General features: G+C 70.8%; 22 protein-coding genes and 1 pseudogene. 5 read left to right on the forward strand and 18 right to left on the reverse strand.

Annotated elements, in window-relative coordinates:
• Positions 1-114: 114 nt before the first annotated feature.
• The 8 genes from LJB74_RS03620 to LJB74_RS03655 form a co-directional block, all read right to left on the reverse strand.
• Positions 115-1,209, reverse strand: coding sequence for a glycosidase (locus LJB74_RS03620; RefSeq protein WP_310650802.1), 1,095 nt, complete (start codon positions 1,207-1,209; stop codon positions 115-117).
• A 63-nt stretch (positions 1,210-1,272) separates the two neighbouring features.
• Positions 1,273-2,172 carry a carbohydrate ABC transporter permease gene (locus tag LJB74_RS03625; protein ID WP_259307241.1) on the reverse strand — a complete coding sequence of 300 codons (900 nt, stop codon included), beginning with the start codon at positions 2,170-2,172 and terminating at the stop codon, positions 1,273-1,275.
• Positions 2,169-3,080 carry a carbohydrate ABC transporter permease gene (locus LJB74_RS03630; protein ID WP_259307242.1) on the reverse strand — a complete coding sequence of 304 codons (912 nt, stop codon included), beginning with the start codon at positions 3,078-3,080 and terminating at the stop codon, positions 2,169-2,171. Before LJB74_RS03630 ends, LJB74_RS03625 begins: the two co-directional genes overlap by 4 nt.
• Positions 3,081-3,150: 70 nt before the next feature.
• Positions 3,151-4,482 (reverse strand): ABC transporter substrate-binding protein, encoded by a 1,332-nt coding sequence (locus tag LJB74_RS03635; protein WP_259307243.1) that lies wholly within the window; start codon positions 4,480-4,482, stop codon positions 3,151-3,153.
• An 89-nt stretch (positions 4,483-4,571) separates the two neighbouring features.
• A complete protein-coding gene (locus LJB74_RS03640) occupies positions 4,572-5,624 on the reverse strand; it encodes a LacI family DNA-binding transcriptional regulator (protein WP_259307244.1) in 1,053 nt (350 codons plus the stop codon).
• Between the two features lie 56 nt (positions 5,625-5,680).
• Entirely contained in the window at positions 5,681-6,931 is a 1,251-nt protein-coding gene (gene manA / locus LJB74_RS03645) for a mannose-6-phosphate isomerase, class I (RefSeq protein ID WP_259307245.1), read from the reverse strand.
• A gap of 120 nt (positions 6,932-7,051) precedes the next feature.
• On the reverse strand, positions 7,052-8,350 hold the full coding sequence (locus LJB74_RS03650) for an MFS transporter (protein WP_259307246.1): 1,299 nt from the start codon (positions 8,348-8,350) through the stop codon (positions 7,052-7,054).
• On the reverse strand, positions 8,347-9,096 hold the full coding sequence (locus LJB74_RS03655) for a 2,3-bisphosphoglycerate-dependent phosphoglycerate mutase (protein WP_259310275.1): 750 nt from the start codon (positions 9,094-9,096) through the stop codon (positions 8,347-8,349). Before LJB74_RS03655 ends, LJB74_RS03650 begins: the two co-directional genes overlap by 4 nt.
• 183 nt (positions 9,097-9,279) lie before the next feature.
• On the opposite strand from LJB74_RS03655, the gene LJB74_RS03660 reads away from it, so the two are divergent.
• Positions 9,280-11,967 carry a sodium-translocating pyrophosphatase gene (locus tag LJB74_RS03660; RefSeq protein WP_259307247.1) on the forward strand — a complete coding sequence of 896 codons (2,688 nt, stop codon included), beginning with the start codon at positions 9,280-9,282 and terminating at the stop codon, positions 11,965-11,967.
• Positions 11,964-13,013: a glycosyltransferase family 1 protein gene (locus LJB74_RS03665; protein ID WP_259307248.1), complete on the forward strand. Its 1,050-nt coding sequence runs from the start codon at positions 11,964-11,966 to the stop codon at positions 13,011-13,013. The genes LJB74_RS03660 and LJB74_RS03665 overlap by 4 nt, the downstream gene beginning before the upstream one ends.
• Positions 13,014-13,118: 105 nt before the next feature.
• On the opposite strand, the gene LJB74_RS03670 is transcribed toward LJB74_RS03665, so the two are convergent.
• From LJB74_RS03670 to LJB74_RS03680, 3 genes are all read right to left on the reverse strand, one after another.
• Positions 13,119-14,141: an ABC transporter substrate-binding protein gene (locus LJB74_RS03670; RefSeq protein WP_259307249.1), complete on the reverse strand. Its 1,023-nt coding sequence runs from the start codon at positions 14,139-14,141 to the stop codon at positions 13,119-13,121.
• Positions 14,142-14,375: 234 nt separating this feature from the next.
• Positions 14,376-15,290: an ABC transporter permease gene (locus tag LJB74_RS03675; RefSeq protein ID WP_259307250.1), complete on the reverse strand. Its 915-nt coding sequence runs from the start codon at positions 15,288-15,290 to the stop codon at positions 14,376-14,378.
• Positions 15,287-16,219, reverse strand: a complete 933-nt coding sequence (locus LJB74_RS03680; RefSeq protein ID WP_259307251.1) for an ABC transporter ATP-binding protein — start codon at positions 16,217-16,219, stop codon at positions 15,287-15,289. Before LJB74_RS03680 ends, LJB74_RS03675 begins: the two co-directional genes overlap by 4 nt.
• A gap of 170 nt (positions 16,220-16,389) precedes the next feature.
• Between LJB74_RS03680 and LJB74_RS03685 the strand changes: the two genes are divergently transcribed.
• Both LJB74_RS03685 and LJB74_RS03690 read left to right on the forward strand, forming a co-directional pair.
• Positions 16,390-18,018 carry a sensor histidine kinase gene (locus LJB74_RS03685; protein ID WP_259307252.1) on the forward strand — a complete coding sequence of 543 codons (1,629 nt, stop codon included), beginning with the start codon at positions 16,390-16,392 and terminating at the stop codon, positions 18,016-18,018.
• Entirely contained in the window at positions 18,015-18,743 is a 729-nt protein-coding gene (locus LJB74_RS03690; protein WP_259307253.1) for a response regulator, read from the forward strand. Before LJB74_RS03685 ends, LJB74_RS03690 begins: the two co-directional genes overlap by 4 nt.
• A gap of 94 nt (positions 18,744-18,837) precedes the next feature.
• Here LJB74_RS03690 and LJB74_RS03695 read toward each other — a convergent pair whose 3' ends face one another.
• The 7 genes and pseudogenes from LJB74_RS03695 to LJB74_RS03725 all read right to left on the reverse strand — a co-directional run bounded on the left by LJB74_RS03695 (position 18,838) and on the right by LJB74_RS03725 (position 24,870).
• Positions 18,838-19,650 carry a WS/DGAT domain-containing protein gene (locus LJB74_RS03695; protein ID WP_310650803.1) on the reverse strand — a complete coding sequence of 271 codons (813 nt, stop codon included), beginning with the start codon at positions 19,648-19,650 and terminating at the stop codon, positions 18,838-18,840.
• A 233-nt stretch (positions 19,651-19,883) separates the two neighbouring features.
• Positions 19,884-20,321 (reverse strand): annotated as a pseudogene (locus LJB74_RS03700) (wax ester/triacylglycerol synthase domain-containing protein); the annotation flags it as partial.
• A gap of 115 nt (positions 20,322-20,436) precedes the next feature.
• Complete coding sequence (locus tag LJB74_RS03705) at positions 20,437-21,414, reverse strand: zinc-binding dehydrogenase (RefSeq protein ID WP_259307255.1); 978 nt, start codon at positions 21,412-21,414, stop codon at positions 20,437-20,439.
• A gap of 88 nt (positions 21,415-21,502) precedes the next feature.
• Positions 21,503-21,862 carry a hypothetical protein gene (locus tag LJB74_RS03710; RefSeq protein ID WP_259307256.1) on the reverse strand — a complete coding sequence of 120 codons (360 nt, stop codon included), beginning with the start codon at positions 21,860-21,862 and terminating at the stop codon, positions 21,503-21,505.
• Positions 21,859-22,722, reverse strand: a complete 864-nt coding sequence (locus tag LJB74_RS03715) for a hypothetical protein (protein WP_259307257.1) — start codon at positions 22,720-22,722, stop codon at positions 21,859-21,861. The genes LJB74_RS03710 and LJB74_RS03715 overlap by 4 nt, the downstream gene beginning before the upstream one ends.
• 34 nt (positions 22,723-22,756) lie before the next feature.
• Complete coding sequence (locus LJB74_RS03720; RefSeq protein ID WP_259307258.1) at positions 22,757-23,620, reverse strand: citryl-CoA lyase; 864 nt, start codon at positions 23,618-23,620, stop codon at positions 22,757-22,759.
• Complete coding sequence (locus LJB74_RS03725) at positions 23,617-24,870, reverse strand: CaiB/BaiF CoA-transferase family protein (RefSeq protein WP_259307259.1); 1,254 nt, start codon at positions 24,868-24,870, stop codon at positions 23,617-23,619. Before LJB74_RS03725 ends, LJB74_RS03720 begins: the two co-directional genes overlap by 4 nt.
• Positions 24,871-25,122: 252 nt before the next feature.
• On the opposite strand from LJB74_RS03725, the gene LJB74_RS03730 reads away from it, so the two are divergent.
• Positions 25,123-26,607, forward strand: a complete 1,485-nt coding sequence (locus tag LJB74_RS03730; protein WP_259307260.1) for an amidohydrolase family protein — start codon at positions 25,123-25,125, stop codon at positions 26,605-26,607.
• Positions 26,608-26,615: the final 8 nt, after the last annotated feature.

Genomic DNA, 26,615 nt, shown 5'->3' on the forward strand with positions numbered 1-26,615 from the left:
GCGCCGTGCTCCGCTCATCCGCGCCGACCTCGGGCCGCCGGCAACAGCCCGCAGACCGCAGACCGCAGAGAGGCTCACGCTCTCTGCGACCTGCGACCTGCGACCTGCTCCCGGTCAGTCCTGCACGCGCTCGAGGCGCGCGAGGCCGATCTTGGAGTCGGCCATGCCGTAGAACACGTAGGTCTCGTCGCCGATCGTCTCGATCGCGGTGGGGAACACCACGTTGTTGACGACCCCCTCGGTCTCCTCCGCGGTCTCGGGGATCAGCAGGGGCTCGACGGTCCGCGCGATCACCTGCGACGGGTCGTCGGCCGACAGGATCATCGCCCCCGCCGAGTAGGTCACGTGCTGCTGCGGCGCGAAGCTGCTGTTGTCCACCTCGCCGCTCACGCCGTGGTGGATCAGGAGCCACCCCTCCGGGATGCGGATGGGAGCCGGTCCGGCACCGATCTTGACGACCTCCCAGTCGAACATCGGCCCGGCGACCAGGCGGTGCCCGAACGGGCGGGTCAGGGCGGAGATGTCTGCCTCGGCTGCCTCGACGTCGACGTAGGAGATCCAGATGCTCGCGCGGTCGTCCGTGGTACCCGCCGGGAGCGGTGCCGACTCCTGGGGGCGGGTGAACTCCATCTCCCACATCGGCCGGTGCAGCAATGCGTAGGCCGGGCGTCCGTGCGGGCCGGGCACCGGCTCCGGGAAGAAGACGACATCCTTGTTCGGGAAGATGTTGAGGTCGGTCGACAGTGCGTCGTCGTAGGCGAACTGGATCGGTCCGAGCCGACGCCAGGACTCCGTGTCGGACGACACCGCGAGCGCGGGGCGCGGGCCGAGCGGGCCGAACGCCACGTACGTCATGACGTCCACACCCAAGGACTCGATGCGAGTGATCCGCGGGTCCTCGACGCCGGCGTGCGCCACACCGTGCTCCCACCCGCGGTCCGGCTCGAGGACGACGCCCGCGCGCTCCACGCCCACCGGCGTCGACCCCTCGACGATCACCCGCGCGCGGCCGATGCGCGAGACGTTTCCCTTCGCGACGAGCCGCGGGAACAGGTAGAGCGCGCCGTCCGGGCCCCAGGCGGTGCCGGGGTTGAGGACGCCCTCGGCCTCGTTCGCGTCGGTCGCGACGTGGCGCATGAGCACTCCGAGACGCTGGAGCCGGTACGGGACGTGCGTCAGGAGGATGGGGCGGTCGGCGGTCGAGGTCACAGAGAACTCCAGCTGGGTACGTGAGGACGGTCGGGACGGTGGGGGTGCGGATCGGGTGCGGGCTCAGCCCTTGACCGAGCCTCCGAGCACCCCGGCGACGAGGTAGCGCTGCAGGAACACGTAGGCGACGATGAGCGGCGCAGCGACGATCACGGTCGCGGCGGCCAGGAGACCCCACTGGTTGGAGTAGGTGCCCTGGAAGTTGAACAGCCCGAGGGTGAGCGGCGCCTTGGTCTGGTCCGGCAGAAGCACGGTCGCGAGGATGATCTCGTTCCAGATCCACACGGCCTGCAGGAGGAACACGGTGGTGAGGGCGGGTTTGGTCAGCGGCGCGACAAACGTGAACAGGTAGCGCCAGTAGCCGATGCCGTCCAGCGAGGCTGCCTCGTCGAGCTCACGCGGGATGGCCTTGATGGCTCCGTGGTAGAGCAACGGACCCACCCCGACCCCGGCCGCGACCATGCAGATGTAGCCCAGGCGCGAGTCGTAGAGGCCGAGCCGCAGGAGGAGCTGGAACTGCGTGATGAGCGCGTTCGGCAGGAACAGCACCACGGTGAACAGCGACAGCCACAGGCGGGTGCCGCGCAGGTAGCCGCGTGAGACCGGGAAGCCGAGCACCAGGGCGATGAACGTCCCGATCCCGGCGCCGGCGATCGTGTACAGGAGGCTGTTCGCGATGTACGCGCCGAACCCGCCCTTGCTCCACGCCTCGGCGAAGTTCCCCCACTGCGGGTCGGTGACCAGGCCCATCGGGTTGCCGGCGAACTCCGCGGTGCTCTTCAGGGCGGTGTTGGCCAGGAAGGCGAGCGGGAACAGGAAGACGAACATGACGACAGCCACGAGGACGTACGCGCTCACGGTCGAGCGTCGCTGACCGCGGGTGCGCACCGGGCGTCGCTGCTCGAGCGGGCCGGTGGTGACGACGGGCTGCACGACGGCTGCCGCGGAGGTGGTGGAGCTCACAGTCGGGCCTCTCTCCTGCGCAGGTAGACGAGCGTTCCCAGGGCGATCACGGCCACGAGCACGAACTGGACCATCGAGATCGCCGCGGCATACCCCTGGGTCTGGGAGATGCTCGTCCCGGGCACCCCGCCGAACCCTTGCGTGTAGATGAGCAGGGACAGCACCTGCGTCGCCTTGTTGATCGGACCTGTCAGGACGTAGGCGAGCTGGTAGCTCTGCAGCGAGTTCACGATGCCGAGCAGCACGTTGGCGGTCATCGACGGCGCGAGCATCGGCAGGGTGACGAAGCGGAACTGCTGGAACGGCGAGGCGCCGTCGATCGCGGAGACCTCGTACAGCTCGCTCGGGATCGACTGGAGACCCGCGAGGAAGATGATGACCGCGATCCCGATCGTGACCCAGACCTGGACGAAGATCACCAGGTTGAGCGAGATCGCCGGGTCGCCGAAGAACGCCGACGAGGTCCCGAACATGGACAGCACGCTCGCTGCCGGTCCGCCTGTGGGGTTGAAGATGAGGGTCCAGATCAGGCCGGTGACCGTCACCCCGAGGACGGTCGGCAGGAACACCACGGAGCGGTAGAAGTTGCGGCCGCGCAGGTTCCGGTTGAGCAGGATCGCGATCGCGAGCCCGAGGCCGATCTGGAAGATCGTGCTGACGAGGGCGAACCGCACCGTGTTCTTCAGGGCGTTGAGGTTGTCGCCCCAGTGCGCCCGGGAGAAGAACGACAGGTAGTTCTCGAGGCCCACCAGGTGCACCGGGATGCCGGGGAGCCCTCGGATGTCCGTGAAGGAGACGAGGAGCACGCCGACGGCGGGGATGAGCCCGAAGACCGTGAGGATGCCCAGGCCGAGCCCGAACGACAGGCGCATCGGGCTGCGGCGCGCGAACGGATAGGACGTGGTCATGACCGATTCCCTCGATTCTCGACCGGGAGGTGGGCCGTGCCGGCGGACGCGGCCCACCTCCCGAGCACGATCAGAGCCCTGCGGACCAGTCGGCCTGTGCGGCCTTCGCCGCCGCAGTCGGGTCGAGCGTCCCGAGGGGCTTGAGCTCCGGGTAGTTGAACGGGAAGAGCGCGGCCTGGCCGGCCTTCGGGTTCCCGGTCCAGACCTGCTCCCACGCGAGCTCGAAGTTCGAGGTGTACGCGGAGATCCCCTTGAGGAAGTCGGTCGTCCCCACGTCGGGCTCGGCCGGCGAGAAGCCGGACTGCTTGACGAACTGCGCGTAGTTCGTCGGGTCCGAGAAGAACGTCAGCCAGGCGAGCGCCGCGGTCTTGTTCTTCGCCGAGGACGGGATCCCGAGCTGGAGCTCGATCTTGCCGTTGAGGTTCGCGTTGTCCGCCGCGGTGTCCGAGGTCGGGATCGGGATGTAGCCGTAGTCGAACGCCCCGGCGACGGCCGCCTTGATGGTGGGCTCGTTCCACGTGCCGTCCGGGATCATCGCGTAGTCCCCGCGGGCGAACCCTGCCGGGATGTCCGCGTAGCCGATCCCGGCCATGCCCGACTCGGTGTCGGCGAGGATCGTCGCGGTCCGGTCCAGGACGGTCTGGGGCTTGGCGTCGGTGAGCTTGACGGACCCGTCCCAGAGCCCCTTGGCCAGCGCCTCCTTCGACGCCTGGTCCGGGTACTCGCCGTTGACCGCGGCCAGCATCGGGAGGCCGGCCGGCCACGAGTCCTTGCCGCCGATGCCGAACGGCGTGATCCCGGCTGCCTTGAGCTTGTCAGCGGCAGCGACCAGCTCGGTCCAGGTGGTCGGGACGGCGATGCCGTTGTCGGCGAAGATCTTCTTGTTGTAGTACATGCCGGTCGAGTAGCTCAGCCCGGTGGGGACCGCGTACTGCTTCCCGGCGAACGCCTCTGCCGAGAGCACCGAGGGCGTGAAGTTCTTCATGAAGGGCTCGTTCGTCAGGTCGACGTAGCCGCCGCTGGCAGCGAGCCGTGCGTCGTCGGACTCGGATCCCTTCGCGTAGCTGGGCACCTCGACCAGGTTCTTGACGACGAGCAGGTCGACGTTCCCGGCGGTCAGGCGCGACGCCTTCGACACCGGGTAGTTGTCGTTCGGCACCGTCGCGAAGGTGACCGTGACGCCGGGGTACGCCTTCTCGAACGCGGTGTTGACGGCGCGGAAGGCCGCGTCGGACGCGTCTGCGCTCGACACGAGGATCTGCAGCTCGCCGGACGGGGTACCGCCGGTGCTCGTCGCTCCAGATCCGGATGAGCAGGCCGCCAGGGCCAGAAGGGCGACCGCCGAGCCAATCGCGGCGATCGACCGGGCGCGGCGCCACGGTCGCAACGTCATCGTTGCCATGAGCTGCTCCATATTCGTCTTGGGGGGTACCGAAACGTTTCGGTTCACCGGACAATAGCACCTCGGATCGGGACTGCCTAGCGTCGGTCCTACGCCGACGTGTGGCGGAGGTCGCGCGACTGGGGCGCGTAGGCCGTCGACGCCCGCACCACGAGTCGCACGGGCTCGATCTCGATGTCGGGCACCACGGCCCCCTCGATGAGATCCAGCAACGCCGTCGCCGCGTGCGCGCCGATCAGCCGAGGGCTCGCCGCTGCGGTCGTCAGGGTCGGGCGCACGTAGGTCCCGAGCTCGATCCCGTCGAAGCCGACGACGGACACGTCACCCGGGACCTGCACACCCTCGTCCTGGAGCCGACGCATGAACCCGACCGCACTGAGGTCGTTGGCGCAGAACACCGCCGTCGGACGATCCGGCAGGGCGATCATCTCGCGGGCGGCGCTCACCCCGCCCGCATAGGTGAAGTCGCCGTCCAGCACGGGCCCGGGCTCCAGCCCGGCGTCCAGCACCGCCTGCCGCCACGCCACCAGGCGCTCGCGACCGTGCACGAAGTGCTGCGGACCGCTCAGGTGACCGATCCGACGGTGGCCGAGGTCGACGAGATGCCGCACGATCTCCTGCACGGCGGCGACGCCGTCCTGCCGGACCACCGGGAACGGGAAGCCCTCGATGCCGCGATCGGCGTTGATGGCGACCGCAGGCATCTCGAGCTTCGTCAGCAGCGCGATGCGCGGGTCGTCGACCTGCAGCTCGTTGAGGAACACGCCGTCCACGCGACGGTACGACGACAGGTCCCGGTACCGCCGCGCCACGTCACGGGCGGTGATGCCCATCTGGAGGACCAGCGCATAGCCCCGCCCCGCGAGAACGGACTCGATCCCGCTGATGAACGCTCCGAAGAACGGGTCGGACTCCAGGACGTCGGACTCCCGCTGGACGACGAGGGCGACCGCGTACGCGCGCCCCGCGGAGAGGCTGCGCCCGCGCAGCGACGGGACGTAGCCGAGCTCGTCCGCCGCGGCCCGCACGCGCGCCCGCGTCGCCTCGGAGACCCCCGGGCGCCCGTTGAGGGCCGTCGAGGCCGAGCTGAGGGCCACCCCTGCCCTGGCGGCGACGTCGACGATGGTCACCCTGCGCGGCATGACCACCTCTCAACAGATCTGTGACGTGCACCGGTCCACAGCGGCGCGGTAACACCCTAGTGGCCTGACTGCGTCGATCCCGGCACACTCACCAGCGCGACGCGACCGACTCCTGACAGCGTCGCCACCTCGCCGTCGGCGACCAGCGCGGCCTCGCCCGGTGCGAGCGCCACGCGGCCCGTCGGCGTGCCCACCGTCGCGGCACCGATCAGCCCGAGCAGCAGTCGAGGACCGCTCGACCCCGGGCACACCCACGGCTCCGCACCGTCGAGGTCGACGACGTCCAGGGCGTACTCGCCGAAGGGCAGGTCGTACCTCCCGACCGTCACTCCGGGCGACGGGTGGGACGCGGTCGCCCGCCGCACGTCCGGCGGTCCCGGCGCGAACCGGACGACGGCGAGCAGCTCGTCGACGTCGACCCGTTTGGTCGTCAGCCCCGCACGCAGCACGTTGTCCGAGCTCGCCATGATCTCGAGCCCGAACCCGTGGACGTAGCAGTGCACCACGCCGGCCCCGACGCTGAGCGCCTCCCCGGGTTCGAGCTCGACGGTGTTGAGGAAGACGGTGCCGAGAGCGCCGACGTCGTCGGGGTGGGCGACCAGCACCTCGCGTGCGACCTCGAGGGCGTCGTGACCCCAGGGCCCGGTCGAGGTACCGCCCGCCATGCCGACCAGTGCCTGCAGGGCGGCGCGACGGTCGTGCGGCGACAGCCGGAGGAGCCGGGCGAACGCGTGGCCGATCCGCGCGTCGGCCGTGCCGGCGGCGTGCAGGGCGGCGACGACGTCCACCACGGCGTCGCTGCCGATCCGTTCGAGATCGTCGGCGATCGCGTCGGGGTCGCGGAAGCCGACCAGGGCGCGCACGGCACCCAGCGCGACCAGGGTCTCGGGCTTGTGGCGGTCGTCCCGGTAGCTGCGGCAGTCGTCGGAGAGGCGTGCCGCGGTCTCCCGGGCGTACCCGGCCGCCGCCTGCTCCGCGTCCGGGTGCACCTGGAGGGACAGCGCCTGGGCTGCGGCGAGAAGCTTGACCAGGTAGGGCAGGCGAGCCCCGAAGGCGTCGCGGACCCGTTCACCGAGGACGGTCCGCGGGTCGGAGGACACGAGATCGTCCAGTCGGCGCGCCCCGCCGTCCGCTCCTGGGTGCGCCCACCGCGGAGCTGTCGGCACGACGGTCGCCGCGCCACCGGGGTGCGCCCCGAACCAGACCTCGGCGTAGGTGCGTCCGTCCGGCCTGATGCCGAGGAACTCCGGGATGGCGTGCGGCGACCCCCAGCCGTAGCCCTGCACGACCCCGTGAAGGTTCCACATGTGCCCGTCTCCTCGCGACCGTCGATCGGCGCCGTGCCGAAACGTTTCGGTTGTCGACAGTAGCGCACCGCGGACGCATCGGATCACCCCGGGGCACACCCGCGGACCCGCCGACCGCGGTCACCGCCCCCTGCTGCGACCTCCTGCACGGCGCGCGACCAGCACCACCGCGACCAGTGACGCGACCATCCACGCCGCGGCGTACCCGAAGGCGAGACCGGGGGCGACCGTCGCCCAGATCACCCCGACGACCAGCGAGGCCCCGAGGTCACCCGCGGACTGGACCAGGCCGAGCACGCCGTAGCCGTTGCCGCGCAGGTGGTCAGGGAGCATCACGGCGACCATCGTCGACTCGGCCGTCTCGGCGAAGCCGATGCCCACCCCGGCGAGCACGAACGCACCCAGCAGCACACCCCAGGAGTGCTGCTCCCACGCGAAGCCGAGGTAGGCGAGCACGTACACGGCCGTCCCCCCTGCGAACACCAGCCGTGGGCCCACGCGATCGATCAGCCGACCTCCGCCGAGCGCCGCGAACGTCGCGGCACCGTTGTGCGCGGCATACAGCACGATCGCGAGACTCGTCGCCGCCGCAGCAGAACGACCGTCGACGCGCAGCAGGTCGGTGGCCCGCAGGAGCAGCAGCGTGGTCGCCACGTTGCCGAGCTCGAAGAGCGCCACCGGCACGAACGCGCGCACCAGACCGGCCTGCCGCAGCTCGCGGAGGTTGAAGGTCAGCGCGCGACGGCGCTCGGGCACCCGGAGCGTCCGCCGCGCCTCCCGGGCGGCGACCGAGATCCCCAGCACCGCGAAGACCGACGGGACGAACGCGAGCAGGATCACGTGCCGGACGCCGAGCACCCCGACGAGCGCCGCCGCCAGCAGCGGCCCGACGACCGCGCCGGCGTTGTCCCCGGCACGCTCGACCCCGGAGGCGCGCCCGTAGGCCTCACGCGGGACCAGCGAGACCAGCAGCGTGTCGCGCGCCGGCGACCGGATCCCGCGGGACATCCACGCGAGCGCACGCAGCCCGGCGACCTGCCACACGGCGGTCGTCAACCCGATCGCCGCCGTCGCCACCGCGGTGAGCAGGTAGCCACCCCGCGCGAGGCTCGCTCGTCGACGCGGGTCGTTCGAGAGCGGGCCGCCGGCGAGCTTGCTCAGGCCGATGAGGGCGTCGGAGACCCCTTCGATCGCCCCGAGCGCGCCCGGACCGGCACCGAGCGCCGAGCCGAGGAACGTCGGGAGCACGCTCGACGCCATCTCGTGACCGACGTCGGAGAAGAACGACGCCGCGCCGACGCTCGCGACTCCCGGGGTCAGCCACCGGGTCCCGCCGGGAGCGCCGTCCAGCGGCGCGGCGTCGTCGTTCGCGACGGTGCCGTCCGGCCCGTCGGTCGCGTCGCTCCCGGGCGTCGTCACGTGCCGCCCTCCGCAGCGATCAGCGCGGCACCGGCCCGCGCGGCGGCAGGGTCCAGGTAGCGGCCGCCACGGGGTCCGACGCGCCCGTCGGGCGTCGTGTCGTACCGGAGCGGCTGGCCCGCAGGCAGGTTGAGCTCCTCGAGCTCGTCCTCGTCGAGGTCGTCGATCAGGGCGCACAGCGCACGCAGGCTGTTCCCGTGGGCGACGACGAGGATGCTCCGACCGTCCGCGAGCCCGCCCCGGATCCCGCCCTCCCAGCACGGGCGCACCCGCTCGATCACGTCGTGCAGGGACTCGCCGGAACCGGGCGCCGGGAGCTCGGGCGGACGGGTGCTGACGAGACCCCAGGTCGCGATCTCGGCCGGGTCGGCCGCCGGTGGTCTGCCGTGCAGCGTCCGGCGCCAGGCAAAGAACGTGTCATGCCCGTACCGCTCGACGACCTGCCGTTTGGGGACCCCGGTGAGCACCCCGTAGTCGCGCTCCTCGAGGCGCCACTCCTCGACGAGCGGGACGTCGCACCCCAGCTCGGCGAGGACGGCGTCCGCGGTGCGCCGCGCACGCCGCAGCGGCGACGAGAGGACGAGGTCGGGGACCGCGGAGTGCTCCGCGAGCAGACGTCCGGCCTCGCGGGCCTGACGCTCCCCGAGCGGCGAGAGGTCGACGTCCAGCAGACCGGTGAAGACCCGGGCGGCGTTGTACGTGCTCTCGCCGTGCCGCAGGAGCGTCAACGTCCCGGCCACACCCATCGTCACCCGTCCCTCCGTCGCCGCGCCGACTATAACGAGCGGCCTTCGACCTGCGTGGGGACCTCCGGCCGTCCGCCGGTCCCACGCCAGATCTGAGTCGAAGGTCACACGTGCTCCCTGGACGTTCGGCCTAGCGTGGCTGTGTCATAGCAAGGTCGCTATCCAGCAAAGCCAGAGGCAATCGTGAGCGCTGCCCGACCCGAGGGACGCGCCGTCACCGGTGCATCCGCACGTTCCGTCGACCCGCGTCGTCCTGCTCCCGGCGGGACCCCGACTGCAACCCAGGCGCCGCCCGGCTCCCCCGGGCACCGCCGATCGTCCCGTGGCCTCGCCCTCCGGACCGCCGCGCTCGGCGGAGTCGCGGCCCTCGTCCTCTCCGGGTGCGCATCCTCCACCGGGTCGACCGAGACGACCATCAAGGGCGGCGAGGCGAGCCTCGTCCTGCCGGACCTCGGGTCCGTGACGATCCTCGGCGGGATCTCCGGCCGCGTGCTGCTCATGCTCGGCCTGGTCGTGTGCATCGCCGGCATCGCGTTCGGCGTCCGCAGCTACGTCGAGCTCCGCAAGATGCCCGTGCACCCGTCGATGCTCGAGATCTCCGAGCTCATCTACTCGACCTGCAAGGCGTACCTGATCCAGCAGGGCCGGTTCCTGCTCATGCTGTGGGTGTCGATCGCCGCGGTGATCGTCGCCTACTACGGGCTCCTCGTCGGCTTCCCATGGGGACGGGTCGCGATCGTCATCGCGTTCAGCCTCGTCGGGATGGCCGGGTCGTACTCCGTCGCCTGGTACGGGATCCGGGTCAACACGTTCGCCAACTCGCGCGTCGCGTTCGCGTCGCTGCGCGGCAAGCCGCTGCCGATGCACCGCATCCCCATGAAGTCCGGCATGTCGATCGGCATGGTGCTGATCAGCATCGAGCTGATCATGATGCTCATCATCCTGCTGTTCCTGCCGCGCGACCTCGCCGGCGCGTGCTTCATCGGATTCGCGATCGGCGAGTCCCTCGGCGCCTCGGTGCTCCGGATCGCCGGCGGCATCTTCACCAAGATCGCCGACATCGGCGCCGACCTCATGAAGATCGCGTTCAAGATCAAGGAGGACGACGCGCGCAACCCCGGCGTGATCGCCGACTGCACCGGTGACAACGCGGGTGACTCGGTGGGCCCGAGCGCGGACGGCTTCGAGACCTACGGCGTGACCGGCGTCGCGCTCATCACGTTCGTCCTGCTCGCGGTGCACGACCCGGCGACCCAGGCGAGCCTGCTCGTCTGGATCTTCGCCGTGCGCGTGGCCATGCTCATCGCGTCGGCTGTGTCGTACCTCGCCAACGACCTGTGGACCAGGTCCCGCTACGCGAACGCCGACCGGTTCAACTTCGAGGAGCCGCTCAGCTCCCTCGTGTGGATCACCTCGGCGGTGTGCGTCATCACGACGTTCGTGACGACCTACGCGGTGCTCGGCCAGTCGCTCAACGACGGCCTGTGGTGGAAGCTCGCGTCGATCATCTCGTTCGGGACGATCGCGGGTGCGATCATCCCCGAGCTCGTCAAGGTCTTCACCTCGACCCACAGCAAGCACGTCCGTGAGGTCGTCAAGAGCTCACGCCAAGGCGGCGCCTCGCTCAACATCCTGTCCGGCCTGGTCGCCGGGAACATGTCCGCCTACTGGCTCGGCATGGCGATCGTCGGCCTCATGGGCGGCGCGTTCCTCATGAGCGGCCTCGGGCTCGACGCCCTCATGATCGCTCCTGCGGTTTTCGCGTTCGGCCTCGTCGCGTTCGGGTTCCTCGGCATGGGCCCGGTCACGATCGCGGTGGACTCGTACGGCCCGGTGACCGACAACGCCCAGAGCGTGTACGAGCTCTCGCTGATCGAGGACGTCGTGGGCATCGAGGACGAGCTCGAGCGGGACCACGGGTTCAGGCCTCAGTGGACCAAGGGCAAGCAGATGCTCGAGGAGAACGACGGCGCCGGCAACACCTTCAAGGCGACCGCCAAGCCGGTGCTGATCGGCACGGCGGTGGTCGGCGCGACGACGATGATCTTCTCGATCATCATGAGCCTGACCAACGGCCTCACGACGGGCATGGAGAACCTCTCTCTGCTGCACGCCCCGCTTCTCCTGGGACTCATCACCGGCGGCGCCGTCATCTTCTGGTTCACCGGCGCATCGATCCAGGCCGTCACGACCGGGGCCTACCGGGCGGTCGAGTTCATCAAGAACACGATCAAGCTCGACGGAGAGACGAAGGCCAGCGAGGCCGACTCCCGCCGCGTCGTGGAGATCTGCACGCAGTACGCGCAGCAGGGCATGCTGAACATGTTCCTGGGCGTGTTCTTCGCGACCCTCGCGTTCGCGTTCGTCGAGCCGTACTTCTTCATCGGCTACCTGATCTCGATCGCGATCTTCGGCCTCTACCAGGCGATCTTCATGGCCAACGCCGGAGGCGCGTGGGACAACGCCAAGAAGATCGTCGAGGTGGACCTGCACGCCAAGGGCACCGCGCTGCACGACGCGACGATCGTCGGCGACACCGTCGGCGACCCGTACAAGGACACGTCGTCGGTGGCCCTCAACCCGGTCATCAAGTTCACGACCCTGTTCGGCCTGCTCGCGGTCGAGCTCGCCGTCAGCCTGACCGACAAGGGGAACCACACCCTCGTGGTCGTGCTCGCGGCGGTGTTCTTCGTGGTGTCGGCGTTCTTCGTCCACCGGTCCTTCTACGGCATGCGGATCCGCACGACCCTCGAGGACACCGGGATGGACGCCGAGGTGCACGGGCTGCCCGACGGCAGCGGGACGACCACCTCCGACGCGTCGCGTCGGGACACCGAGCTGACGCAGTCAGGAGTGGGTGACGAACGATGAAGGTCGCGATCCAGTACGCAGCGGCACTGGTCGACTCCGACGGGCACGTGGCCGGCCACGACGCCGGCGCGACCCTGGTCCGGCGCCTGCTCCGGGTGTTCCCCGGCGCCGAGCTGATCGGCCCCGGACCGCGGCACTGCGCCGGGTTCAACATGATCCCGCTCGAGTTCGTGGACGGCGACGACACGGTCGTCATCGCGATGGACGTGATCGACTCCCTGAGCACGTGGCGCACGCTCAAGGAGAACTGCGACGAGCCGAAGGTCATGAACTTCGTCTGGTGGAACACGTCGCAGTACACCCACCCGGTCGAGAGGGCCGCCCTCGCGCTCTCGTGCGCCCTGTTCCCGACGTTCGCCAACTCCGAGCGGACGGCCATCGAGGTCCGCGAGATCGTCTCGAGCTGGACGATCTCGCCGATCGCGGAGAAGGCCAAGATCGCCTGGGTCAACCTGGGCATCCGGCTCGAGCACGTACGCCCACGGCACGAGCCGCCGGTGCCCGTCGTGCTGTACCCGGCGATCTACCTGTCCGAGCGCAAGCAGCCGAAGCTCTTCTTCGACGTCGTCGAGCGGGTGGTCAAGCGGACGCCGATCAAGGTGGAGGCCCGCCTGCACGAGTCCCACCTGATCTCCGAGTGGGCCATGGCGCTGTCCCGCAAGGACTGGACCTGGGTCGGCCCGCTGACCGCGAGCCGCGAGGACTACTGGGAGGCGCTCGCCCGGACCACGGCGTTCCTCGCGACGGCGACCGAGGAGTCGTACGGCCTGGAGTACATCGAGGCACTCGTCGCCGGAGCCATCGGGGTGTTCCCGGACCGCCCGTGGGTGCGGGCGATCCTGCCCGCGGGTTACCCGTTCCTGTACCGGACGCCGGCTGAGGCCGAGGCGCTGCTGTACCGGGCGGTCACCGACACCGCGGCGTGTCGCCGAGAGCTCGACGAGGCCGCCGGTGGCGACTTCGCGCAGTGGCTGCGCGCCCGGCACGACGACGACCAGTTCGAGAAGGCGATCGCCGACCGCGTCACGGAGTGGTTCGGCGCCTGACCGGCCGGCCGCGTGCGACCACGTCGTCGGCTGCACCGACGACGGACGGGCCCCCTGGCCGAGCATCACGCTCGGCGAGGGGGCCCGTCCACGTCCGGACCACGGCTACTTCGTGTACCCCTCCAGCTTGTTCGCGGCGATCACCAGGTCGTTGGTGTACGTCGACGGGAGGTCGATCGCCTTCTTGATGTTCCCGGCCCCCTTCTCGACGGCGAGGACGGTCTCCGGCCCGTTCGCCGGCATCATGCCGTCCGGGAGGAACTGCCCCTTGTCCGCGTCGAGAGCCTTGATGTAGTCGGCCTTGGTGACGAGGCTGTTCGACACGAAGCCCGGGGGCAGGTGGTCGGCGATGTCGGCGGCGCTGTGCGTCGCGATGTAGTGCATCGTGGCGACCAGCGCATCCACGACCTTCTGCGCGGTGGCCTTGTTCGCGTCGAGCCACGACTTCTGCACCAGAACGGCCGCCGACGGGAACGGTCCGCCGAGGGCCTTCGTCGCCCCGGCCGTCGAGGCCAGGTCGATCGCCGAGTACGCGACGCCCTTGGACTCGAGAGCGGCGACCGTGGGCTGCGTGGTCATGCCGCACACGATCGTCTTGTGCTGCAGCGCGGCGATGAGCGTGCTGCCGGCGCCGACCCCCTGACGGTGGAACTGCTGGGACGTCACGCCGGCCTTCGAGGCCATGTACAACGTGAGGTCGTCGGTGCCCGAGCCGAGGTCGGTCACCCCGACCGTCTTGCCGGCCCAGTCCGCGGCGGACTTCACGTTCGACCCGGTCGCGCACATCTCACGCTCACCCGGCGCCCCGCTGAGCTGGGCGATGCTGATGACGTCCTTGCCTGCCTGCTGGAAGTCGATCGTGTGCACGTACCACGCGCCGGCCATGTCGACCTGGCCGAACGCCACCGCGTCCTCGGCACCGACGCCACCCGACTCCTCGGTGCTCAGCACCATGTTGACGCCGTACTTCGTGTAGTAGCCGAGCCCGGCGGCGAGCTGGTACGGCAGGTAGATCTGCTTGTCGATGCCGCCGACCATCATCGTCACGGTCGGCATCGAGGCGAAGGCCGCACTGTCGTTGGTGGCGGCCGTGGTGCCGCCGGGGCGCCGCTCGCGGCGCTGCTGCACGCGGCGAGGGCGGTCACCACCGTCGCGGCAAGGATCCCTGTCATCGTGCGGGTGAGTACTCGTCTGGCCATGTCTCGCTTCTCCTCGTTGAGAGCTGATGTGCGTGTGCACGGGGTGGTGATCGGCGGTTCGTTCGGGTCAGGGTCGGGTGGGACAGCACCTCCCGGTGTGGGGCCGGACAGCGGTGAGAGTGGGCACAGCTGTCGCAGGGAGACGGGGCGTTCGTGGTGGGGGCTAGAGCCCGGCGGTCTCGACGTGCATGCCGGGGCGCCAGCTGAGCAGGCGCTTCTCGAGCTGGCTGATGAGACCCTCGGCGGTGAGAGCGATCACGGCGATGATGAGCATCGCGGCGAAGATGCCGTCGGGCAGGAAGTGGTTCTGCGAGTTCGAGATGAGCAGGCCGAGCCCCTCCTGGGACCCGAGGAACTCCCCCACGATCGCCCCGATGATCGCGAACCCGAAGGCGACGTGCAGGCTCGCGATGATCCACACGACGGCCGACGGCAGGACGACGTCACGGATCACCTGGGAGCGCGACGCGCCGAGGACGCGGACGTTCGCGATGAGGTTGCGGTCGACCTCGCGCACGCCCTGGAACGCGTTGAAGAAGACCACGAAGAACACCAGGACCGACGCGAGCAGGATCTTCGAGGTCGGACCGAAGCCGAGCCACACGACGAAGATCGAGCCGAGCACGATGCGCGGAACCGCGTTGAGCACCTTGATGAAAGGCCCCAGGACGTCCGCGAGGAACGGCACCTGGCCGAGCAGCACGCCCAGCACGATGCCCGCGAGGGTGCCGTAGACGAAGCCCCCGAGGGCCTCCTTCATCGTGACGCCGATCTGGAGCCACAACGTGCCGTAGGGGGTGCCGTTCTGGAACCAGTCCACCAGCTGGCTCGCGATCCCGGTCGGCTGTCCGAAGAAGAACGGGTCGACGATCTTCAGGTTGGTGAACAGCTGCCAGCCGCCGAGGATCGCGATCACCACGGCGACCCGGGTCGCATGGACCTGGAGCCGCCGACGGCGACGGCGCGCGTGCGCCGCCGCGGCGATCGATGCCTCGTCGCCTGCGGGCGTCCGCCTGAGGTCGTCCTGGATCGCTGCGAGCGCCTGGGCGTCGCTCACGGTCGTGGTCTGGTGGTTCACTTCCGTCCTCCTGTGCTCTCCGTGGTGCGACCCGTCCGGGCGTACGCGCGCTCGACCTCCTCGCGCAGGGACTCCCAGATCTGCTGGTGCAGCTCGAGGAAACGCGGCTCGAAGCGGATCTCCTGCACGGCCCCACGGGGGCGTGGGAGGTCGATGTCGTAGACCGCCTTGACCGTGCCCGGGCCCGCGGTCATGACGACGACCCGGTCGGCGAGCGCGACGGCCTCCTCGAGGTCGTGCGTGATGAAGATGACCGATGGCTTGGTCCGCTCCCAGAGGGTCAGGAGCTCGTTCGACATGATCGCCTTGGTCTGGACGTCCAGCGCACCGAACGGCTCGTCCATGAGGAGGATCGACGGCTCGCTGATCAGCGACGCCGCGAGCGTCGCGCGCTTGCGCATCCCGCCGGACAGCTGGTGCGGGTGGTGGTCCTCGAAGCCGGTGAGGCCGACCACACGGATCCACTCGCGCGCCTTCTCGAGCGCCTCGGCCTTCGGGACGCCGCGGAACCGCGGCCCGAGGGCGACGTTCTGCAGGACGCTCTTCCACGGCAGCAGGGCGTCGTTCTGGAACATGAAGCTCATGTGGTCGGCGATGCCGTCGACCGCCCGTCCGCCGACCCGGACGACGCCGGCGGAGGGCGGCTCGAGACCGGCGACCATGGTCAGGGTCGTCGACTTCCCGCAGCCGGTCGGTCCGACGACTGCGCAGAACTGCCCGGGTTCGACCGTGAAGCTCACGTCGCGCAGCGCGGTCATGGCGGTCCCCGTCGGGGACACGAATCTCTTGGTGACACCGGCGAGCTCGATGCGCGAGCGCTCGTGCGCACCGCTCGCCCCGGCTGCTCCAGCTGCCGCGCGCGGTGCCGGAAGGGTTCCGGTCACTGCCTCTCGGGCCGAGCCCGTCGGGGTCTGGCTGATGGGGGTCATGCCTGGTGGTCCTCTCATCTCGTCGTGCGATCACCGGGTGAGAAGACTGTGAGCGGGGTCACATGTGACGTCCAGATTTCGTCGCTAGATGGCGTCAAGTGGTCGCTGCGGACTTTGTTGACGATTACGGTCGCGGGTCCCTGGGACCTAGGTCGCACTACCATCCGAAGATGGCACTCATCGGCGAACGCCAGCGGCTCTCGACGCAGATTTTCGTGCTGCAGATCGTGATCATCCTGCTGACCGTCGTCGCCGGGTTCGCCGTGTCCGTCGCGCAGGCCAGGCGTGTCCTCGACCAGCGCACCGGGGAGACCTCCCTGGCGATCGCCCGCACGATCGCCTCGATGCCCGCGATCGTGTCAGGGCTCACGGCACCCGACCCTGCCGGCGTCATCGACCCGATCGCGGAGCAGATCCGGGCCGCGACCGGTGCGGCGTTCATCGTCGTCGCCGACCGCCGCGGCATCCGGTACTCGCACCCGAACCCCGAGCTGATCGGCACCTCGCTCCTGGCGGACGCCGACGAGTCGGTGCAGTCCGTGCTCGCCGGCAACACGTTCGTCGGGGTCCAGAACGGCTCGCTGGGCAGGTCCATGCGGGCCAAGGTGCCCATCCGCGCGACCGACGGCACGGTCGTGGGTCTCGTCTCGGTCGGGGTGCTCGAGGCGAAGGTCAGCTCGGAGCTGGCGGCCCGGCTCCCCGAGTCCTCCGTCCCGCCGTTGCTCGGGCTCGCCCTCGGAGCCCTCGGCTCCCTCCTGCTCGCGCGTCGGGTCAAGCGGCAGACCTTCGGGCTCGAGCCTCACGACATCGCCGCCCTGCTGGAGCAGCGCGAGGCGATGCTGCACAGCGTCCGCGAGGGCGCCCTGACGGTCGACTCCGCCGGTCGCCTCACCCTCGTCAACGACGAGGCCACGCGCCTGATCGGCATCGACACCTCGGCGCTCGGGCGCGACCTCGCCGAGGTGGCACCCGCTGGTCGACTCCGCGACGTGCTGACCGGCCAGGTCACGGGCCGCGACGAGGTCGTGCTCGTCGGCGACCGCGTCGTGGTTGTCAACCGGATGCCGGTCGAGGTGCACGGCCACCCGGTGGGTGCCATCGTGACGCTGCGTGACCGCACCGAGCTCGACGGGCTGTTGCACGAGCTGAACGACGTGCGCACCCTCGCCGACGCCCTGCGCGCGCAGGAGCACGAGTTCGCGAACCGCCTGCACGTGATCGGCGGCCTCCTCGAGCTCGGGCGTTACGCGGAGGCCGTCCAGTTCGTCAACGTGAACTCGTCGCTGCACCAGGAGCTCGCGGCCGCGCTCGTCGACCAGATCGGCGACCCGATCGTGTCCGCGCTCCTGCTCGGCAAGGCCTCGGTCGCGAGCGAACGGGGCATCACGCTGCGGGTCTCGATGCTCACGGACGTCCCGGTGGGCCTGATCGACCCCCGCAGCCTCGTGACGATCCTCGGCAACCTGATCGACAACGCTCTCGACTCCGCGGCGCAGGGCGGCTCGGGCGGCCACGTCGACGTCGCCCTCGCCGTCGAGGGCCCCGAGCTCCTGCTGCGCGTGCACGACTCCGGGCCGGGCATCGACCCGTCGTTGTCCGACGAGATCTTCCGTGAGGGCTTCACCACCAAGGTCGCGACCGGCACGGGTCGCCGCCGAGGTCTCGGCCTCGCCCTCGTGAGCCAGGCCGTCCGCCGCCACGACGGACACATCCGTGTCGACAACGTCGACGGCGCGGTCTTCACCGTCACGCTTCCCATCCGCCACCAGCAGGGGATGCAGGAGGTCCTCGCGTCATGATCCGGACCGTCATCGTGGACGACGACTTCATGGCTGTCTCGGTGCACCGCCAGTTCACCGAACGGGTGCCCGGCTTCGAGATCGTCGGCACGGCGAACACCGGGGCGTCCGCTCTCGCCCTCGTGGCCGAGCAGCGCCCGGACCTCGTGCTGCTCGACGTGTACCTGCCGGACCTCAACGGCGTCGAGGTCCTCCGCCGCCTGCGCGCGACCCCCGGCCTCGAGGTCGACGTCATCGCGATCACGTCCGCGAAGGACGTCGACATCCTGCGCGGGGCGATGCACCTCGGCGTCGCGCACTACCTCGTCAAGCCGTTCACGTTCGAGATCTTCCGCGAGCGCCTCGAGACCTACGCAGTCGCACGTCAGCGGCTGCAGCACATGGCCGAGGCCGACCAGCGCAGCGTCGACCGGGTGTACGGCACGCTGCGGTCCGCCGGGACGGACTCGCTGCCCAAGAACATCTCGGCGCCGACGCTCGCCCTCGTCGTGCAGGTGCTGCGCGAGGCGGCGGACGGCATCTCCGCGGGAGACGTCGCGAGCAGCGCGGAGATCAGCCCGGGGGTGGCGCGTCGCTACCTGCGCTACCTGTCCGACGCCGGCACGGTCGACTACCGCCTGCGCTACGGTGCGGCCGGCCGCCCGGAGCACCTCTACCGGTGGATCGGGCCGTCCGGCGACGCCGCGCGGCACCGAGCCGTGCCCCGGTCCGGCGGCGCCTCCTGACGCATCCGGGACGGACGGTCCGCAACCCCGGGTGACAGTCGGCTCCCGCGCCGGGCACACGCACCCGCAGGTCGCCACCCACCGACACCCGCGCTCACCGACCCCCACCGGCGGCCGTGATCGCCGCGAGCTCGTCGGCCAGCGCCGAGGCGATCGTGCCCAGCTCCGGGACCACGTCGGGGTCGACGATGACCGTCACGGTGAGCCGCCCGGCGTACGAGAGCGCCGCGAACGCGACCCCGACGTTGCCTGCGGTGATCGTGACCGGGGCGATCCGGAGGATCGGCGCGCCCGCGAGGCTCAGCCGGGACACCGGTCCCGGCAGGTTCGTGAGGAACGTGTTCACCAGCCGCTGGCGGTCGACGAACCACCGGAACGCGCCGACGGCCGCGAGCAGGCGGAAGGCCGGTCCGACGAGTGCGGCCGACGTGCCACGGACGTGCGTCTTCTGCGCGCGCGTGGTCTCTGCCACCCGGACCAGGCGCTCCGTCACGGTGCCGCCGACCTCGACCCGGACCGGCATGACACCGACCTGGTTGCCCAGCGCGTCACCGGCCTCGACCCGAGCCGAGACCGGCACCGACACGACGAGGTCCCGCGTGGTCTCGCCACGACTGCGCAGGGCGGTGGTCATCGCGCCAGTGGTCGCGACGAGGAGAGCGTCGTTCACGGTCGCACCGTGCTGCCGGGCGGCCGCACGCAGCGGCGTCAGCTCGACCTCGACCGTCGCCACCGCACGACGCGGTCCGGTCGGCGCGTCGAGCGAGCACCGGGGCGCGCCCGGTCGCTGGTGCCCCGCGCGACGCCCGAGCTCCGTACGGGCACGGGACAGCCGGGCACCGAGACCCCGTAGCCCGCGCACCGTCTGCCACCGCTCGCGCAGGACGTCGGCGAGGAGATCGAGCACGCGCGGCGCGGCGACGGGAGGTCCGGCGGCGTGGGGGGGCCGGGGACTTCTCCGTCGACCCCGGCCCCCTCGAACCCGGCCCCCTCGCCCCTGGCCCCCTCGAACCCGGCCCCCTCGCCCCTGGCCCCCTCGACGCTGCTCCCATCGCTGCGGGTCCGGTCACCGCCGCTGCCGTCCCGTCGGGTGCACCCCGCTCGCGGTCCACCAGTCGCGCGAGCACCCCGAGCCCCCCCGATGCCGTCCGCCAGGACGTGGTGCAGCACGATGACCACCCCGACGCTGCCGTCCGCCAGCCCGCTGACGACGACGGCCCGCCAGAGGGGTCGCGACCGTGGGAGCGGCCGGGTGACCGCCTCGACGGCGACCGCGAGCAACGCGTCGACGTCGCCCGGTGCCGGGCAACGGACCTGGACGACGTGCCCGCGCAGGTCGACGCCTGCCGGTTCGAGCCAGTACGGCCGCCCGAGTCCCCACGGCGGTGTCATCAGGACCTGGCGCAGCCGCGGGATCCGGGGCACCCGCCTCAAGAGCGTCTCGACGACGGTGTCCGGGTCCGGGGAGCCACCCAGGTTGAGGGTCGCGCCGACGTTCATCGGCACGGGACCGACGTCGGTCGCGAGCTGGACCTGGTCCCCGGGACCGATGCGCTCGACCACCCGGTGCGCTCCCACGTCCCGAGCATGGCAGCGATCGCGGGGCCCGCCCTGAGACCAACGTCAGGAGCGACGCGTCAGGAGCGGCTCGTCAGGAGCAGACCCTCATGAGCCGCTCGTCAGAAGCCGCTCGTCAGGACCCGACCGTGAGAACGAGCCGACCGGAGACGTCACCCGTCGCCTGACGTCGCCAGGCCTCGGCGACGGAGTGCAGCGGCTGGGCCTCGTACGTCACCGCGAGCCGTCCCGACGCTGCGTGCATGAGGACGGCCTCGAGCGCGTCCCGTCGCCGCTCCGCCGTGAGGGAGTTGTTGGTGTAGCCGAGGATCTCGGCTCCACGTCCGCGCAGGACCGCGGAGGAGAACGTCGCCTCGTCCCCGGACGCCCCACCGATGTTCACGAGCCGACCGCCGGGCGCCAGGATCCGGGACGCAGCGGTCGCGGCCGCCCCGAAGACCGGGTCGATGACGACGTCCACCGAGCCGCCGGTGACCTCCCGGAGCAGCGCCGTGAGCTCGTCGACGTCGGCACGCAGCGGCACGACGTCGTGCGCCCCGGCCCGTCGGGCGCGGTCCTGCGCTGCCTCGGAGCGGCACACGGCGGTGACCCGCCCGGCCCCGAGCGCGAGCGCCGCACCGATCGCCGCCTGACCGACGGCTCCTCCGGCCCCCAGCACGAGCACGTGCTCCGTCGGCTGCAGTCGGGCACGCCAGGTGAGGGCCATCCAGGCGGCGACCGCCGAGAGCCCGAGGGCGGCGACCGTCGCGTCGGGGACCGATGACACGAGCGGCACCAGGTCGGCGTCCGGGACGGCGCAACGCTCGGCGAGACTGCCGTCACCCGGCGCCATGCCGGCGTTGGTCGCGAACCAGACGCGAGTCCCGGTCGGCAGGACCTCGGAGCGCTCGACGATCCCGACCCCCTGGACCCCGGGGACGTACGGCAGGGTCGGCGATCCGAAGTAGGACGTCCCCGACGCGCAGAGCAGGTCGAGCGGCACGACGGGCGCCGCGGTGACCCGCACGAGGGTGCGCCCCGGAGTCGTCGACGGGTCCGGGTGCTGCCCGTACGTCGGCGGCTCGCCATGGGCATGGAGCACAGCAGCGAACACGCAGGTCCTCCTCGGGACGGGCGGCCCGGGGCCGGCGGTGCGGCCCGGAAACGCTGGTGGTCAGGTCGCAGCTGTCAGGCGGCAGCTGTCAGGTCGCGATGTCCGGGTAGGGCATCGAGAGGTGTTGCATCGCCCTCCCGTAGGCACGTTGGTACTCGAGCGGGCCGTGGTCGCGCTCGAACATCGCGATGAACAGCGTGAGCGTCAGGAACGGGTGGGCGCCGAGCTCGAACAGGGCGACGTGGTCGTGCTCGCTCAGGGCGCGCCGCTCCTCCGCCGTGAAGGCCAACCACGTGGTCCTCTCGTCGGCGGTGCAGTTGAGCAGCGTGCCCGCCATCTCCTGCTCCCACCAGGTCACGGTGCCGACGGGGTCCTCGCGGTACCGCTCGACGAGGGCGGGGTCGCGATCGACCGTGAAGAGGAACTTGTCCAGCAGGTACTTGCTCATGCCGGGACTCCGTTCGGGTACCAGGTGAAGTACGCCTCCATGGTGTGGAACAGGTCGAGGGAGTCGACGTAGTCGGCCTTCGCGCCGTCGCCGGCCACGCCCATCATGAGCATGAAGTCCATGAAGCCGTGGGTGGCGTTGCCGGGGTGGTGGAGGCTGTCGAGCGTCACCTCGGCGAGGCAGCCCGCGATGTCGCCGCTCGCGATCCAGTCGACCGCCTTGCGGTCGAACTCCGGGTCGGGCCCGTGCTCGCCGAACTGGCGCGGGCCGCCGAGCTCGAGCGACAGGTGGCCGGTGCCGATGATCGCCACGCGCTTGTCCTCGGGCCAGGACTCCACGAGCTCGCGGATCGTCCGGCCGAGCTGCACGAACCTCTTCGGCTGCGGCAGCGGCGGGGCGAAGATGTTCGTGTAGATCGGCACGATCGGCAGGTCGGCCTGCGGGCGCAGCGTGATGATCGGGCACGTGATGGAGTGGTCGATCCGCAGCTCGTTGCTGAACGCCAGGTCGAAGTCCGCGTCGAGCCCCTGGCGCAGGATGTGCGCGGCGAGGTCCTCCTCCCCGCGCAGGGTCATCCGCGGCAGCCCGAACTCCCGCTCCTCGTTGTAGAAGTTCGCGTCGAAGAACGGCGCCTTCCCGACGAGGAACTGCGGCATGTTGTCGAGCCACAGCTGGTGGAAGTGGTCGCTCCCGACCATCACCAGGACGTCGGGCTCGGCCCGGGTCAGCGTCTCGCGGAACGCCTCGATCTTGGTGACCCACTCGTCGGCGAAGGGTGGTCGATCGTCACCGGTCGCCGTGCTGGCGCGGTAGTAGAAGGGGTGGTGGGTCGAGGCGATGACCGCAGCGACGGTGGCCATGTGGATGCTCCTTTGCGTCCGGCGGGGATGAAGATCAGGTCGACGGGGAGCCGTCAGCACCGGTGCGTCGGTCGACAGGTGCGTCGACGGGCGAGTCCGCCGGCAGGTCGACGGGAACCGCATGGCGGTCGACCGCCAGGTACAGGTCCATCGCCATCGGGTCGAGGCGTTCCTCGGCGATCTGCCCGAGCAGCCCCGCGGTCCGGGCGAGCAGGGCGAACCCGCGCAGCAGCTCGACCGGGAGGTCGAGGTCGGCCAGCGCGGCCCCGCACACACCGGCACCGTTGAGCGGGAGCCGTCGGCCGAGGACCTGCTCGTGCACCCGGCCGATGGCCTCGAAGAGGCGCAGGTGCGGGCCGCGGAGCCCTTCCTCGTCGGCGATGCGGATCAGCGCGGCGGTCCGCGGGTCCCGCTCCTTGTGCACCGGGTGCCCGAGCCCGGGGACGAACCTCCGGGCCGCTCGGGTCCGGGTCACCGCGTCGAGCGCGAGGACGTCCCAGCCGGCGTCGTCCGTCGGCAGCTCGCCCTCGTGGCGGGCGAGGACGTCGTGGAGGTAGGTGCCGCAGTCCTCGGTCACCCCGAGGAACCGCGAGCCGCCGCCGAGGAGCCCGGCCGCGAGCGCCCCCTGGAGGGAGTCCGGGGCCGACAGGTACGTGAGCCGGGCGGCGATCGCGGTCGGGGTGAACCCGTGGTCGGCGAGGGCGACGAGCACGGCCTCGAAGACACGCGTCTGCGACGGGGTGGGGCGACGACGGGCGACGAGCCAGAACGCGAGCTCGCCGAAGCCCACCTTCCCCATGAGGTCGTCGGCGAGGTCGTGGCCGAGCAGCCGGATCTCGGTGGGCGTGGAGGCCCCGAGGGACGTGCGGAACGCGAGGGGGTCAGCGGTGTCGCTCATGCGCGTCGCTCCTGCCTGTCGGCGGCCGGCAGCGGCTGCTCCCCGGTCCGGTCCTGTCGGTCTGCCGGGCCGTCCGGCGCGGTGGCCAGCCAGCGGCGGATCTCCGCGCCGTGCTCGTCGAGCATCGGCGGCCGGCGTCGGTACTCCGGTGCCGTCTCGGAGAACGTGATCGGGTTCCGCACCGAGGGGACCGCGTCGGCTCCCTCCCCGATCGTCACGACGGGGTCCAGCCCGAGCTCCTCGGCGAACGCGACCCCGCCGTCGATCGTGTTGATCGGCCCGCAGGCGACACCGGCGGCACTCAGGTCGCGGAACCACTCCGCCGTCGTCCGGGTGCGCAACCGCTCGACGAGCAGCGGTCGCAGCTCCTCACGTCGTGCGGTGCGGTCCTCGTTGCGCGCGAACCGCGGGTCGTCGGCGAGCTCGGGGACGCCGAGCGCGGTGACGAGGGCGCGGAACTGCCCGTTGTTGCCGGCCGTGACGATCAGGTCGCCGTCGGAGCAGGGCAGTGGCTCGTACGGGAACAGGCTCGGGTGGCTGTTGCCCATCCGGAAGGGGACGACACCGCCGGCGACGTACGCGCTCGACTGGTTGACCAGCCCGGACAGCGCCGACGAGAGCAGGTTGACCTCGACGTGCTGCCCGCGACCGGTCGTGTGCCGGGAGCTCAGCGCGGCGAGGATCCCGATGGTCGCGTGCAGCCCGGCCATGACGTCGAACACGGAGATCCCGGCCCGGAACGGCTCTCCCGTGGGGCTCCCGGTGAGGCTCATGAGGCCGGAGACGGCTTGGACGATCAGGTCGTAGCCGGGGAGCGACGCGCCCTTCGGTCCGCTGCCGAAACCGCTGATCGAGGCGTAGACGACGCCGGGGTTACCTGCTGCGACGGTCTCGTAGTCCAGGCCGAACCGGGCCAGCCCGCCGGGCTTGAAGTTCTCGACGACGACGTCGGCGCGGCGGGCGAGCTCCTGGGCGGCGTCGCGGTCGTCCGGGTCCTTGAGGTCCAGCGCGATCGAGCGCTTGTTCCGGTTGATCGCCAGGTAGTACGTCGAGATGTCGTCGCGGACCGGTGGCAGCCACGAGCGGGTGTCGTCGCCGCCCGGGCTCTCCACCTTGATGACCTCCGCTCCGAGATCCGCGAGCAGCATGGTCGCATACGGCCCCGCGAGGATCCGGGAGAAGTCGGCGACGACGACGCCGGAGAGTGCGCCGCCGCCCGCCGCGCGGTGACCTGGCTGTTCGTCGACCATGAGGGAGAGGCAACCTTCGCTTGAGTTAGACGCCATACGGACAGATGTCCGCACTTCTGGATCTCAGTCTGTTTCCGCCCAGCCGGGCTGTCAAGGCGCGACCACAGCCAGGAAATTCTCAGAATCCGCGCTCGCCCCCTCCCCTTGACATGTGATCCGGGTCACCCCAGAGTGGGCACGTCGACGCAGTCGTCGACCAGGTGACCGACAGGCGGACGCTAGTCCGCAGCGAGACGCCCTCTGGAGGAGAACATGTCCGACCGTGACAACGAGGTCCCGGCCGCAGGTCGTCCGATCGTCCTGCGCGGTGGCACGGTGCTGACGATGGACGACGCGCACACCGTGCTGACCCACGCGGACGTGCTCGTCGTCGGTGACCGCATCGCGGCCGTCGGCACTGCGCTCGAGGTCCCCGAGGGGACGCAGGAGATCGATGCGACCGGCGGCATCGTGATGCCGGGGATGATCGACACCCACCGCCACATGTGGCAGACCGCGATGCGCGGCTACGGGGCCGACTGGACCCTCACGCAGTACTTCGTCTGGTACTACCTCGAGCACGGCAAGGCCTTCCGGCCCGAGGACGTGTACGCCGGCAACCTGCTCTCGGCGTGGGACGCCCTCGAGGCGGGTGTGACGACCACGGTCGACTGGTCCCACGGTCTGCAGACCGTCGACCACGCCGAGGCCGCCGTCGACGCGCTCCAGGCCGTACCCGGCCGGTTCGTGCTCGCCTACGGGAACATCCAGGCCGGCCCGTGGGAGTGGACGTCCGACCCCGCCGTGCGGGCCTTCCTCGAGCGGCGGCGACGCGGAGCGGGCGACCTGCTCGGCTTCCAGCTCGCGTTCGACGTCACCGGCGACCCCACGTTCCCCGAGAAGGCCGCGTTCGAGGCGGCTCGCGACCTCGGCCTGCCGGTGACCACCCACGCCGGCGTGTGGGGCGCCACGAACGACGACGGCATCCGCCTCATGCACGAGCACGGGTTCATGACCCCGGAGACCGTGTACGTCCACGCCTCGACCCTCAGCACCGACTCCTACCAGCGGATCGCCGCGACCGGTGGCTCGGTGTCGGTGTCGACCGAGTCGGAGCAGAGCGCCGGCCAGGGCTACCCGTCGACCTGGCAGGTCCGCCGCTACGACATCCCGGTGTCGCTGTCGATGGACACCAGCGTCTGGTGGAGCAGCGACCTGTTCTCCGCCATGCGCACCACCCTCGGCGCCGACCGGTCGCGCGAGCACCTCGAGGCGCACACCCTGGGCGAGACGGTGACCCACGTCCACCTGCGCGCCGAGCAGGTGGTCGACTGGGCCACCCGCGGTGGGGCCCGTGCTCTCGGCCGAGACGACCTCGGCCGGCTCGAGCCCGGCGCCAAGGCCGACGTCGTCCTGATCAAGAACGACCAGTCACCGGTCTCGTTCCCGCTGCTCAACCCGTACGGGCACGTCGCCTTCCAGGCGCAGCGCGGCGACGTGCACACCGTGCTGGTCGACGGCCGGGTCGTCAAGCATGCCCACCACCTCGTCGGGGTCGACCTGCCCGCCGTGCGTCGCACGATCGACGCGACGGTCGAGCACCTGCGCTCGAGCATGGGCGAGGAGGCGTGGACCCGCGGCATGAACCCCGACCTCCCGCATGACGAGGTCCTGGACAACCCGTACCAGTACACGGACTACAAGTCCGACTCGACGCACGACGCCTACCACGACGTGCAGGCCGATCCCGTGCCCTGATCCCTCCC

The organism is Cellulomonas sp. P24 (assembly GCF_024704385.1).
Lineage (GTDB): Bacteria > Actinomycetota > Actinomycetes > Actinomycetales > Cellulomonadaceae > JAJDFX01.

What these genes read in the sequence shown, in the direction of transcription:
- LJB74_RS03630 (WP_259307242.1), bottom strand. Translation starts at nt 3,080, where the DNA reads ATGACCACGTCCTATCCGTTCGCGCGCCGCAGCCCGATGCGCCTGTCG.
- LJB74_RS03635 (WP_259307243.1), bottom strand. Translation starts at nt 4,482, where the DNA reads ATGGCAACGATGACGTTGCGACCGTGGCGCCGCGCCCGGTCGATCGCC.
- LJB74_RS03640 (WP_259307244.1), bottom strand. Translation starts at nt 5,624, where the DNA reads ATGCCGCGCAGGGTGACCATCGTCGACGTCGCCGCCAGGGCAGGGGTG.
- manA (WP_259307245.1), bottom strand. Translation starts at nt 6,931, where the DNA reads ATGTGGAACCTTCACGGGGTCGTGCAGGGCTACGGCTGGGGGTCGCCG.
- LJB74_RS03655 (WP_259310275.1), bottom strand. Translation starts at nt 9,096, where the DNA reads ATGGGTGTGGCCGGGACGTTGACGCTCCTGCGGCACGGCGAGAGCACG.
- LJB74_RS03665 (WP_259307248.1), top strand. Translation starts at nt 11,964, where the DNA reads ATGAAGGTCGCGATCCAGTACGCAGCGGCACTGGTCGACTCCGACGGG.
- LJB74_RS03680 (WP_259307251.1), bottom strand. Translation starts at nt 16,219, where the DNA reads ATGACCCCCATCAGCCAGACCCCGACGGGCTCGGCCCGAGAGGCAGTG.
- LJB74_RS03685 (WP_259307252.1), top strand. Translation starts at nt 16,390, where the DNA reads ATGGCACTCATCGGCGAACGCCAGCGGCTCTCGACGCAGATTTTCGTG.
- LJB74_RS03690 (WP_259307253.1), top strand. Translation starts at nt 18,015, where the DNA reads ATGATCCGGACCGTCATCGTGGACGACGACTTCATGGCTGTCTCGGTG.
- LJB74_RS03710 (WP_259307256.1), bottom strand. Translation starts at nt 21,862, where the DNA reads ATGAGCAAGTACCTGCTGGACAAGTTCCTCTTCACGGTCGATCGCGAC.
- LJB74_RS03715 (WP_259307257.1), bottom strand. Translation starts at nt 22,722, where the DNA reads ATGGCCACCGTCGCTGCGGTCATCGCCTCGACCCACCACCCCTTCTAC.
- LJB74_RS03720 (WP_259307258.1), bottom strand. Translation starts at nt 23,620, where the DNA reads ATGAGCGACACCGCTGACCCCCTCGCGTTCCGCACGTCCCTCGGGGCC.
- LJB74_RS03725 (WP_259307259.1), bottom strand. Translation starts at nt 24,870, where the DNA reads ATGGTCGACGAACAGCCAGGTCACCGCGCGGCGGGCGGCGGCGCACTC.
- LJB74_RS03730 (WP_259307260.1), top strand. Translation starts at nt 25,123, where the DNA reads ATGTCCGACCGTGACAACGAGGTCCCGGCCGCAGGTCGTCCGATCGTC.